Source organism: Rhodoferax sediminis, assembly GCF_006970865.1.
GTDB lineage: Bacteria > Pseudomonadota > Gammaproteobacteria > Burkholderiales > Burkholderiaceae_C > Rhodoferax_A > Rhodoferax_A sediminis.
This window is the reverse complement of the sequence record NZ_CP035503.1, coordinates 970312-981689: the sequence shown is the minus strand read 5'-3', so window position 1 is coordinate 981689 and position 11378 is coordinate 970312. Positions and strand designations below refer to the sequence as shown.

Genomic DNA, 11378 nt, shown 5'->3' with positions numbered 1-11378 from the left:
TTCAGACCAGCGCTGCAGGAGCGCGCTCTATTTGGCGGCGGCGTCGGCCGGTCCGCCCGGAATCACAACGCCCATCGAGACGACATACTTGAGCGCCTCGTCAACGTTCATTTTCAATTCGACGCAATCGCTCTTCCTGAGCATCACAAAATAGCCGCCCGTCGGATTCGGCGTGGTCGGCACATACACGCTCAGGCAGTCGCCCGGCAAATGGTTGGCCGCATCGCCGCCAGGCACGCCCGTCACGAAACCGATGGTCCAGACGCCTTCGCGGGGCCACTGCAGCAGCACCGCCGTGCGAAATGCGTTGCCATTTTCGGAAAACAGGGTGTCCGACACCTGCTTCACGCCGGAATAGATGGAGCGCACCACCGGGATGCGGTGCAGCAAGGCATTCGACCAGCCCACCAGCTTGCGGCCAAGGAAATTGCTCGCGGTAGCGCCCACCACCAGCAAAATGGCCAGCGCCAGCAGTACCCCAAAGCCCGGAATGTGGAACCCCAGCAGCCGGTCCGGCTGCCACTGTGCGGGCAGGATCAGCAGGGTCTGGTCCAGCGTGCCGACGATCCAGTCCAGCACCCAGATAGTGATGGCCACAGGCACGATCACCAGCAGGCCAGCCAGCAGCCATTTTCGGATTGCAGCCATCACGGTCGTTCAGTGTCAGTGGCCAGAAGGCGCCGCCGCCGCAGGTGTAGCGTCAGGTTTGGCGGGCGCGGCCTCGGATCTGGCGGGCGCAGCGTCGGATTTGGCCGTCGTGGCGCCCTCGGAAGGCTTGCTGTCGGTTTTGGCTTCAGTCTTGTGGCCGTCGGTCGCCGTTGCGGGTTTCGCCGCCGCATCGCCCGCGCCGCCGCGGAAATCCGTGGCGTACCAGCCAGACCCCTTGAGCCGGAAACCGGCCGCCGTGAGCTGTTTTTTGAAGGTCGGCGCCCCGCAATGGGGGCAAACCGTCAGGGGCGCATCCGAGATTTTTTGCAATGCGTCTTTGCTGTGCCCGCAGGATTCGCATTTATAAGCATAGATTGGCATGGCGTTAAAGGTTTCGGGAGGGTGCAAAACCCTCAATTATAGGCATCGACCCGAAAATCAAGCCCCTGGCCTCCCCGGTTTCGCCCGGGCGTGCGGCCCGTCAGCCTGCGGCTGCCAGCTTGTGGTGCGATGCATGGCTGTTCTTGATCGCCTGCGGCCCCAGCGAGCCGATCAGCATCCCCGTCAGCGCCGCCAGCACGCCCGCGAGCTGAGCCGGAAACTCGCCACCGGCCGGCGTGACCAGAAACAGCACCCAGGTCAGCACGCCCAGCACAATGGAGAAAATCGCACCCTGGGTGGTCGCCCCATTCCAGTACAGCCCGAACACCAGCGGCACGAAAGCCCCCACCAGCGTCACCTGATACGCCCCGGACACCATCTCGTAGATCGGCGTGCCCTGCGTCTTGATGGCATACAGCAGCACCAGCGCGCTGAACACCAGCACCGTCACGCGCATGGTCCTGAGCTCCTGTTTGTCGCTGATGCGCGGCCTGAACTGGCGCCAGATGTTCTCCACGAAGGTGACGCTGGGCGCCAGCAGCGTGGCCGACGCCGTGGATTTGATGGCCGACAGCAGGGCGCCGAAGAACAGGACCTGCATCACGAATGGCATGTGCGTCAACACCAGTTCGGGCAGCACCTTCTGCGGGTCGTCCTTCAGCAGCGCGGCGGTCTGCTCCGGCATGATGATCAGCGCACTGGTCACCAGGAACATGGGAACGAAAGCAAACAGGATGTAGAAAACGCCGCCGATCACGGGACCCTTGGTGGCGGCGCCCACACTGTTGGCCGACATGACCCGCTGGAACACGTCCTGCTGCGGAATCGAGCCCAGCATCATGGTGATGGCCGCCGCAAAGAAAAACAGCATGTCCTTGAAGGTCGGCTCGGGCCAGAAGTTGAACAGATCGCGGCTGAGCGCCAAATGCACCACCTTGTCGGCGCCGCCCGCCTGATGGCCCGCAAACACCGCCAGGATGGTCAGGCCGATCACCAGAATGATCATCTGGATGAAGTCGGTGACGGCCACCGACCACATGCCGCCAAACAGCGTGTACGCCAGGATCGACACCACGCCGATCACCATGCCGGCGGAGATGCTGATGGCGCCCTGCGACAGCAGGTTGAACACCAGGCCGAGCGCGGTGACCTGGGCCGACACCCAGCCCAGGTAGCTGAGCATGATGATGAGCGAGCACACCACCTCCACGGTGCGGCCGAAGCGCTCGCGGTAGTAGTCGCTGATGGTGAGCAGGCTCATCTTGTACAGCTTGCCCGCGAAAAAAAGTCCGACCAGGATCAGGCAGGTGCCGGCGCCGAACGGGTCTTCCACCACGCCGTTCAGGCCGCTGCCCACGAACTTGGCCGGGATGCCGAGCACCGTCTCGGAGCCAAACCAGGTTGCAAACGTGGTGGTCACGATCATGGCCAGCGGCAGGCCGCGGCCGGCAATCGCGTAGTCGGCGGAATTTTTGACGCGCTTGGCCGCATACAGGCCAATCGCGATGGTGACAAGCAGATAAACAATGACCAGAGTCAACAGCACGGCGCACTCTCCTTTTCGTGCCGGGCATTATCTCGGCAAATGCAAGGCTAGAACAGCCGCACGCGCAGCACGATCTGCATCACGATCAGGCCCAGCACAAAGCCGACGCCGCCGTAGATCAGTCCCTGCAACAGCTTGTTGGTGCGCTTTTGCTCGGCCAGCAGCTCCTGCAGGTCGCGCCGTTGGTTGCCGCCGGGGCGTTGCAGCAGGTAGTCGTGCAACAGGCGCGGCAGCTCCGGCAGCAGCTTGGCATAGCGGGGCGCCTGGTCCTTGAGCTGGTCGATGAGCTTTTGCGGCCCGACCTGCTCGACCATCCACTTCTCCAGAAACGGCTTGGCGGTCGCCCACAGGTCGAGCTCGGGGTCGAGTTCGCGGCCCAGACCTTCGATGTTGAGCAGGGTTTTTTGCAGCAGCACCAGCTGCGGCTGGATCTCCACCTGAAAGCGCCGCGAGGTCTGGAACAGCCGCATCAACACCATGCCAAGCGAGATTTCCTTCAGGGGCCGGTCAAAGTACGGCTCACAGACGCTGCGGATGGCCGACTCCAGCTCGTCCACGCGGGTGCCGGCCGGCACCCAGCCGGATTCGATGTGCAGTTCCGCCACGCGCTTGTAATCGCGCCGGAAAAACGCCGTGAAGTTCTGCGCCAGGTATTCCTTGTCGAACTCGGTGAGCGTGCCCACGATGCCGAAGTCCAGCAGGATGTAGCGGCCCAGCGTGGCCGGCTCGATGCTGACCTGCAGGTTCCCGGGGTGCATGTCGGCGTGGAAAAAGCCGTCGCGAAACACCTGGGTGAAGAAAATCGTCACGCCGTCGCGCGCCAGCTTGGGGATGTCAACCCCGGCGTCGCGCAGGCGCTCCATCTGGCTGATGGGAACGCCCTTCATGCGCTCCATCACGATCACGTCGGGCATGCAGTAGTCCCAGAACATCTCGGGGATCAGCACCAGGTCGAGCCCCTGCATGTTGCGGCGCAGTTGCGCGGCGCTCGAGGCTTCGCGCACCAGGTCCAGTTCGTCGTGCAGGTACTTGTCGAACTCGGCGACCACCTCGCGCGGCTTCAGGCGTTTGCCGTCGCTCGACAGGTCTTCCACCCAGCCGGCCAGCATGCGAATCAGGCTCAGGTCCTTCTCGATCGCCGGCAGCATGTTGGGACGCAATACCTTGACGGCAACTTCGCGCTCATGACCGTCGCGGCCCCGCAGCATGGCGAAGTGCACCTGCGCAATCGAGGCGCTGGCGACCGGCTCGCGGTCGAAGCTGGTAAAAATCTCTTTCAGCGGCTTGCGAAAGGCGCGCTCGACGGTCGCGATCGCGATGGCCGAATCAAACGGGGGCACGCGGTCCTGCAGCCGCGCCAGTTCGTCGGCAATGTCGGTGGGCAGCAGGTCGCGCCGGGTCGAAAGCACCTGGCCAAATTTGACGAAGATCGGCCCCAGCCGCTCGAGCGCCTCGCGCAGCCGCTGCCCGCGTGGCGCCTGCAGGTTGCGCCCGACCGAGACCACGCGCGCAATCACATGCAGCCAGGGCTTCTGGAAGCTGGTCAGCACCAGCTCGTCGAGCCCGTAGCGCAGCGCAATCAGGATGATGAAGACACCCCGGAAAATGCGCCTCATGGCTGCGCCTTGCCGGAGCCCGCTGGCGTTTGTGCGCGCGCGCTGGTGAACTGGCGCAGCCCGTCCACCATGCGGCGCGCAGCCTGGCCCAGTGCGTGAGCCGGCGCATCGCCCAGCACGCGCGACAGGTCTTCTTCTGCATCCCAGCGCACATGATCCACCAGCCAGTTGACCTCGGCGGCGAGCTGAACATCTCCTTCAATGCGAACGGCGGGCTTGTCGCCGCGCAAGGCCGCCTGAGCCAGTTCCAGCGGCGACGCTTCCAGCATCGACAGCGTCAGGTCGGGTTGCGCGTCCGGCGCCGCCAAATCGAGCAAGCCGGCCGGTGTCGCCACAAATTTAATAGCGAATGACCGCCACTGGGCAAGGACCACGCGGTCTTTTTGTCGTGCAAGGCGGGCCATGGCCTCACTCTCCTGCAGCAGCACGTGGTTGAGGAACAAGACCAGGCGGTGCTGCACCTCGTCAACCACCCAGGCGGGCGGCTGCAGGCCGGAGGCCAGCTTGTCGACAATGTCGTTCAAAAAAGAAAAGGGGGACGATGTGGCCATAGTCCCCGATTATTCCCTGAAAGCCATTGCGCCCCGGCGGCGCTCAACGCACCGTCGCCTCGCTACTGCAGAGCCTGCACGCCGGCCACCAGCCAGCCGCTGGTGCCGCTCTTGGGCTTGGACATGTTCCAGACCTCCCGGAACGGGCTCGGGCCGGCGGACGGCTCCTCGCGGATCATGCCGGAGAACTCCACGCTGGCCAGGTAGCCCTCGCCCAGGTCCTCGATGCCCAGCAACTGCGCCTGCAGCATCACCACGTCGGTCCGGTTGGACTGCCCGCCCGTATGCACTTCGCGCTCGGACAGCTGCGTCTTGATCTCGCTCAGCATGGTGTCGGTCATCATGGCGCGCAGCATGCCGATGTCGGCGCGATCCCAGGCGTCCTGCAGCGTCACAAAGTTGCGCTTGGCCGCGGCCAGAAACCCGTCGACATCGAACCCTTCGGGAACGCCCCAGGTTTGCGAGCCGACCAGGGCAGAACCGATCAGGGAGCCCGGACCGGGCAAGGCCGCCGCTCCGCTCTGGGATTTGTCCGGGTCAAACGCCATGCCGGCACGCTCCCAGGGGCGTGCCGAAGCGTCGTTGCCCACGTTGTCGGGGCTGTACTGGCGCGGCGTGACCGCTGCCGGCGCGCCGCCGGCGCCCTCGAACGCAAACGGGGCGCCCCCCGGCGTGGCGCCCGCCCTGCGCGAACGCATCACCATCCCGTACACCGCAAGCCCGATCAGCACCACCAGGGCCAGCAGCAGGATTTGCCCAAACGCCGCGCCCAACCCGAGCGAGTGCGCCAGCCAGGCCAGGCCCAGACCGGCCGCCAGGCCGCCGAGCATGCCGCCCCACGGTTTTCGGGGTGCAGGAGCGGCGCCATTGGCCCCCGCCGCACCAGGCGCCGGTTTGGCCACACTTTGCGCGGCGCCGCCCGGCGCGACCGGTGCCCTGGCGGCCTCGCGCTGCGTCACGTTGCCGGACTGCTGGCCGAAGGAGCGCCCGCCCCCCAGGCGCCGCGCCGCTTCTGCGTTCAGGCTCGACAGCGCTAGAGCGGCCACCAGAATCAAAGACCAGTACTTCATGTCAATCTCCCTTTTGCCGGATGCGCTAACACTTGATTCCAACATGCAGCGCCACGACGCCGCCGGACAGGTTGTGGTAGTCCACATGGCCAAAACCGCTTTGCTTCATCAGGGCCTTGAGCGCCTGCTGATCGGGGTGCATGCGAATGGACTCCGCCAGGTAGCGGTAGCTGGCGTCGTCGCCGGCCACCAGCTTGCCCAGACCGGGCAGCACCTTGAAGGAGTACCAGTCGTAGAGCTTCTCCAGCGGCTTGGCCACCTTCGAGAATTCGAGCACCAGCAGCTTGCCGCCAGGTCTCAGCACGCGGTTCATCTCGGCCAGGGCCGCGTCCTTGTGCGTCATGTTGCGCAGGCCGAAGGCGACGCTGACCACATCGAACGAGTCGCTTGCAAACGGCAGCTTCTCGGCGTCGCACACCAGCGTGGGCAGCGCCACGCCCGCGTCGAGCAGGCGCTCGCGCCCGGTGCGCAGCATGGCTTCGTTGATGTCGGTGTGCACCACCCGGCCCGACGCGCCGGCCTTTTTGGCGAAGGCCAGCGCCAGATCGCCCGTGCCGCCCGCGATATCGAGCACCGAGTCGCCCTCGCGCACGTCGGCCACCAGCACGGTGTAGGCCTTCCAGGCGCGGTGCAGACCCAGCGACATGAGGTCATTCATCAGATCATATTTGGGCGCAACCGAGTCGAAAACGCCGCGCACGCGGCGCGCCTTGTCGCCCTCTTCGACCGATTGGAAACCGAAATGCGTTGTTGTCATAAAGGTGATGCTAGAGTGGAAATGGCGCCAGCGCGGTGACACCCCCGCATTGTGTCGGAGATTTGTCGGGAATTAGTCGAAACGACGAGGAAAATCGGGGCCGCGCCCTTGATGAATCTACACAGGTTGCTATATTATTAATAGCAAACGGGAGCCTCAATGGCTGCCGCGGGTGTGGCCGCCCTTGCCCGGCATGGGCGCGTCGCGATCGACACCGGCGGCGCGCAGTCGGTCCGTGTAGTCGCCCCACAGCTTGTCCTGCTGGGAGCCCAGAAAGTACAGGTAGTCCCACGAGAAAATACCGGTGTTGTGGCCGTCGGAAAAGCTCGGTTGCACCGCGTAGTTGCCAATCGGCTCCAGCGCCACCAGGTCCACCTCGCGCTTGCCGGTCTGCAGCACTTCCTGGCCGTGGCCATGGCCCTGCACCTCGGCCGAGGGTGAATACACGCGCATCAGCTCGAACGGGATGCGGAAAGTAGCGCCGTCCGAAAACGTGATTTCCAGCACACGCGACTGGCTGTGCACCGTGATGTCTTGGGGCGTGGGCGCCCCGGATTTCAAACCGGCCATGAAAGGCTCCTCTAAAGTGTTGGGGACGGAGCAGAATTGCTGCGCAATTCCTGGCCTGTCCCGCCTAATCGGTTGAGGACAGAGCTCCGCTTCGCTTCGGTCAGTCCCACAAAGCTTCAGACTAACACGCGCTCGATGCCGCCCGCATTCGCGGCGGCCACGTACTCGGGCAGCCACCGCTCGCCCAGGATCTGGTTCGCCATCTCGATCACGATGTAATCGGCCTCGAGCAAGCCGTTTTGCAGGTCGTCCTCGTAGCGCTTGAGGCCCTGCAGGCAACTCGGGCAGCTGGTGAGAATCTTCACATTGCCTTGCGCGCCTACGGTGCCGGCGGCGCGCAGTTGCGCTTCGCCCTTGCGGATTTCCTCTTCCTTGCGAAACCGCACCTGGGTCGCGATGTCGGGCCGGGTCACGCCCAGCGTGCCGGATTCGCCGCAGCAGCGCTCGCTCTTGATCACGTTGTCGCCGACCAGCGCCTTGACCGTTTTCATCGGGTCGCCGAGCTTCATGGGATTGTGGCAAGGCTCGTGGTACAGGTAACCCCCCTGCCCCGCAGGCAGCGTGATGCCTTTTTCCAGCAGGTACTCATGGATGTCGATGATGCGGCTGCCCGGAAAGATCTTGTCGAACTCGTAGCCCTGCAGCTGGTCGTAGCAGGTGCCGCAGCTCACCACCACGGTCTTGATGTCCAGGTAGTTCAACGTATTGGCCACGCGGTGGAACAGCACGCGGTTGTCGGTGATGATTTTCTCGGCCTTGTCGTACTGGCCCGCGCCGCGCTGCGGGTAGCCGCAGCACAGGTAGCCGGGCGGCAGCACGGTCTGCACGCCGGCGTGCCAGAGCATGGCCTGGGTCGCGAGTCCCACCTGCGAGAACAGCCGCTCGGAGCCACAGCCCGGGAAGTAGAACACCGCCTCCGTCTCGGGCGTGGTGCCCGTGGGGTTGCGGATGATGGGCACGTAGTCCTTGTCCTCGATGTCCAGCAGCGCGCGCGCCGTTTGCTTGGGCAGGCCCCCCGGCATCTTCTTGTTGATGAAGTGGATCACCTGCTCGCGCACCGGCGCGGCGCCCAGCGTGGCCGGCGGTTTGGCGGTCTGCGCCCGAGCCAGCCGGTGCAGCAGCTGGTTGGCCAGGCGCTGCGCCTTGAAGCCCACGCCGACCATGGCGCCACGCACCAGCTTGATGGTCTGCGGATTCGTGGCGTTGAGGAAGAACATGGCCGCCGCATTGCCGGGGCGAAAGCTCTTTTGCCCCATCTTGCGCAGCAGGTTGCGCATGTTCATCGACACGTCGCCGAAGTCGATGTCGACCGGGCACGGGGACAGGCACTTGTGGCACACGGTGCAGTGGTCGGCCACGTCCTCGAACTCCTCCCAGTGCCGGATCGAGACGCCGCGCCGGGTCTGCTCCTCGTACAGGAAGGCCTCTACCAGGAGCGAGGTCGCCAGGATCTTGTTGCGCGGGCTGTACAGCAGATTCGCGCGCGGCACGTGGGTGGCGCACACGGGCTTGCACTTGCCGCAGCGCAGGCAATCCTTCACCGAATCGGCAATCGCGCCGATGTCGGACTGCTGCATGATCAGCGACTCGTGCCCCATGAGGCCGAAGCTGGGGGTGTAGGCATTGGTCAAATCGGCAAAGATTCGATTCGACAGGGCCCCTCCCCCGTCGAGCCATTTACCATCCTGCACAGTCTGCTCCGAATTTCGCAGCAACTTGCCTTTGTTGAAGCGCCCCTCGGGATCGACCCGGCGCTTGTAGTCGGTGAACGGCTGGAGCTCTTCGTCGCTCAGGAACTCGAGCTTGGTGATGCCGATGCCGTGCTCGCCCGAGATCACGCCGTCGAGTGAGCGCGCCAGTGCCATGATGCGTTTGACCGCCTCGTGCGCGGTTTGCAGCATGTCGTAGTCGTCGCTGTTGACCGGGATGTTGGTGTGCACATTGCCATCGCCCGCATGCATGTGCAAGGCGGCCCAGACGCGGCCCTTGAGCACGCGCGCGTGGATCGCGTTGCATTCTTCCAGAATCGGCTTGAACGCGTCGCCCGAAAAAATCGCCTGCAGCGGGGCGCGAATCTGCGTCTTCCAGCTGGCGCGCAGCGAATGGTCCTGCAGCCCGGGAAACAGCTCGGCCACGCCCTGCAGCCAGCCGCTCCACAGCGCGCGCACCTCGTGGATCAACGCCAGCGCCTGCGCCACGCGGTCTTCCAGCAGTTCGGCCGACGGCACCTCGCCCGACTCGTCCTTCTTGCCCAGCGGCAGGTTGCCGCGCGTAAAGAAAGCCTCCAGCTCAATGCACAGCCGCAGCTTGTTGGCGAGGCTCAGCTCGATGTTGATGCGTTCGATGCCGTCGGTGTATTCGGCCATGCGCGGCAGCGGAATCACCACGTCCTCGTTGATCTTGAAGGCGTTGGTGTGCCGGCTGATGGCCGCCGTGCGCTTGCGATCCAGCCAGAACTTCTTGCGCGCCTCCGGGCTGATGGCGATGAAGCCTTCGCCGCTGCGCGAGTTGGCAATGCGCACCACCTCGGAGGTGGCGCGCGCCACGGCGTCGGCGTCGTCACCCACGATGTCGCCGAACAGCACCATCTTGGGCAGGCCGCCGTGTTTCTTCGATTTGGTGGCGTAGCCCACGGCCTTCAGGTAGCGGTCGTCCAGATGTTCCAGGCCCGCCAGCAGGACTTGGGAGGTGCCCGGTCCTTCACCCTCTTTGCCCGTGTGCTTTTGCAGGGAGAACATGAAATCCTTGATCTCGACGATGCTGGGCACCGCGTCCTTCGCGTTGCCGAAAAATTCCAGGCACACGGTGCGCGTATGCACCGGCATGCGGTGCACGATCCAGCGCGCGCTGGTGATCAGGCCGTCGCAGCCCTCCTTCTGGATGCCGGGCAGGCCCGAGAGGAACTTGTCGGTCACGTCCTTGCCCAGCCCTTCCTTGCGGAAGGTCTTGCCGGGAATGTCCAGCCGCTCGGTGCGTACCGGCGTCTTGCCGTCGGCCTCGAAGTAGCGCAGCTCGAAGCTGGCCAGCTCGGCATCGTGAATCTTGCCCAGGTTGTGGTTCAGCCGCGTGACTTCGAGCCACTGTGCCTGCGGCGTCACCATGCGCCACGAGGCCAGGTTGTCCAGCGCGGTGCCCCACAGCACGGCCTTCTTGCCGCCCGCGTTCATGGCGATGTTGCCGCCGATGCAGGAGGCCTCGGCCGAGGTCGGATCGACGGCAAACACGAAGCCTGCGCGCTCGGCGGCGTCCGCCACGCGCTGCGTCACCACGCCCGCCTCGGTCCACACCGTGGCCACCGGCTGCGCGAGCCCGGGCAACGGAATCATCTCGACCTCGGTCATGGCCTCCAGCTTTTCGGTGTTGATGACCGCGCTTTTCCAGCTCAAGGGGATGGCGCCGCCGGTGTAGCCGGTGCCGCCGCCGCGCGCAATGATGGTCAGGCCCAGCTCGATGCAGCCCTTGACCAGGGCCGCCATCTCGGCCTCGGTATCCGGGGTCAGCACCACAAACGGGTACTCCACGCGCCAGTCGGTGGCATCGGTCACGTGCGAGACGCGCGAGAGGCCGTCGAACTTGATGTTGTCCCTGGCGGTGCACTTCTGCAGCATGCGCCGGGCCTGCCGGCGCAGGCGGGCCACTTCCAAAAATGTAGCATCGAACGCCCGTACCGCCTGAGCTGCAGCCGTAAGAAGCTCACCGACGATGACGTCCCGATCGGCATCCATCGCGGGCGTGCGGCGTTTTCCGACCTCGGCCAGGCGGTGGTGCAGGGCCTCCACCAGCAGCTTGCGGCGCTTCGGGTTGTCCAGCAGATCGTCCTGCAGATACGGATTGCGCTGCACTACCCAGATGTCGCCCAGCACCTCATACAGCATGCGGGCCGAACGCCCCGTGCGGCGCTCCTGGCGCAGGGAATTGAGGACCTCCCAGGCCCTTGCGCCCAGCAGCCGGATCACGATCTCGCGGTCGGAAAACGAGGTGTAGTTGTAGGGGATTTCGCGCAGGCGGGGTGCCTCATCGGCCGCGGCCATGAGGTGGTTGAGCGTTGTGGGAGCGTTCATGAGGTCCTGGAATTGCAGCCAGAACGGACTGCCGTGCTGGGATCGAATGTTACCGCAGCGCAGCATTCACGCGCCCGCCATGGGGGAACCCCATGGAAACCCGGGTTGCGGCGTGCCGGTGCTGTCGTGTTAAATCAATGTGTCACATTTCCTTGATAGCCTCAGGCATCGATTCAGG

9 protein-coding genes are annotated in these 11378 nt (G+C 64.8%); all 9 read right to left on the bottom strand.

Translation table 11 applies throughout. The features are described 5' to 3' along the window. Positions 1-27: 27 nt before the first annotated feature. The 9 genes from EUB48_RS04715 to EUB48_RS04675 all read right to left on the bottom strand — a co-directional run bounded on the left by EUB48_RS04715 (position 28) and on the right by EUB48_RS04675 (position 11200). Entirely contained in the window at positions 28-648 is a 621-nt protein-coding gene (locus EUB48_RS04715; RefSeq protein ID WP_142817842.1) for a DUF502 domain-containing protein, read from the bottom strand. 15 nt (positions 649-663) lie between these two features. Beyond that, entirely contained in the window at positions 664-1029 is a 366-nt protein-coding gene (locus EUB48_RS04710) for an FmdB family zinc ribbon protein (RefSeq protein ID WP_142817841.1), read from the bottom strand. Between the two features lie 100 nt (positions 1030-1129). Then, positions 1130-2575, bottom strand: a complete 1446-nt coding sequence (locus EUB48_RS04705; RefSeq protein ID WP_142817840.1) for a high affinity choline transporter 1 — start codon at positions 2573-2575, stop codon at positions 1130-1132. Between the two features lie 47 nt (positions 2576-2622). Then, on the bottom strand, positions 2623-4191 hold the full coding sequence (gene ubiB / locus EUB48_RS04700) for a ubiquinone biosynthesis regulatory protein kinase UbiB (protein ID WP_142817839.1): 1569 nt from the start codon (positions 4189-4191) through the stop codon (positions 2623-2625). Next, a complete protein-coding gene (locus EUB48_RS04695) occupies positions 4188-4742 on the bottom strand; it encodes a hypothetical protein (RefSeq protein WP_142817838.1) in 555 nt (184 codons plus the stop codon). Before EUB48_RS04695 ends, ubiB begins: the two co-directional genes overlap by 4 nt. A 62-nt stretch (positions 4743-4804) precedes the next feature. Continuing rightward, positions 4805-5812 (bottom strand): Tim44 domain-containing protein, encoded by a 1008-nt coding sequence (locus EUB48_RS04690; RefSeq protein WP_142817837.1) that lies wholly within the window; start codon positions 5810-5812, stop codon positions 4805-4807. A 25-nt stretch (positions 5813-5837) separates the two neighbouring features. Beyond that, positions 5838-6569 carry a bifunctional demethylmenaquinone methyltransferase/2-methoxy-6-polyprenyl-1,4-benzoquinol methylase UbiE gene (ubiE, locus tag EUB48_RS04685; RefSeq protein ID WP_142817836.1) on the bottom strand — a complete coding sequence of 244 codons (732 nt, stop codon included), beginning with the start codon at positions 6567-6569 and terminating at the stop codon, positions 5838-5840. Positions 6570-6725: 156 nt separating this feature from the next. After that, the gene (locus tag EUB48_RS04680) at positions 6726-7139 is read right to left on the bottom strand and encodes a gamma-butyrobetaine hydroxylase family protein (RefSeq protein WP_142817835.1); all 414 of its coding nucleotides are present in this window, start codon (positions 7137-7139) and stop codon (positions 6726-6728) included. A 116-nt stretch (positions 7140-7255) separates the two neighbouring features. Beyond that, positions 7256-11200 (bottom strand): DUF3683 domain-containing protein, encoded by a 3945-nt coding sequence (locus EUB48_RS04675; protein ID WP_142817834.1) that lies wholly within the window; start codon positions 11198-11200, stop codon positions 7256-7258. Between the last annotated feature and the right edge of the window lie 178 nt (positions 11201-11378).

Coding starts and splice junctions, on each gene's coding strand:
- EUB48_RS04680 (WP_142817835.1), bottom strand. CDS start 7,139: ATGGCCGGTTTGAAATCCGGGGCGCCCACGCCCCAAGACATCACGGTG.
- EUB48_RS04690 (WP_142817837.1), bottom strand. CDS start 5,812: ATGAAGTACTGGTCTTTGATTCTGGTGGCCGCTCTAGCGCTGTCGAGC.
- ubiE (WP_142817836.1), bottom strand. CDS start 6,569: ATGACAACAACGCATTTCGGTTTCCAATCGGTCGAAGAGGGCGACAAG.
- ubiB (WP_142817839.1), bottom strand. CDS start 4,191: ATGAGGCGCATTTTCCGGGGTGTCTTCATCATCCTGATTGCGCTGCGC.
- EUB48_RS04675 (WP_142817834.1), bottom strand. CDS start 11,200: ATGAACGCTCCCACAACGCTCAACCACCTCATGGCCGCGGCCGATGAG.
- EUB48_RS04695 (WP_142817838.1), bottom strand. CDS start 4,742: ATGGCCACATCGTCCCCCTTTTCTTTTTTGAACGACATTGTCGACAAG.
- EUB48_RS04710 (WP_142817841.1), bottom strand. CDS start 1,029: ATGCCAATCTATGCTTATAAATGCGAATCCTGCGGGCACAGCAAAGAC.
- EUB48_RS04715 (WP_142817842.1), bottom strand. CDS start 648: ATGGCTGCAATCCGAAAATGGCTGCTGGCTGGCCTGCTGGTGATCGTG.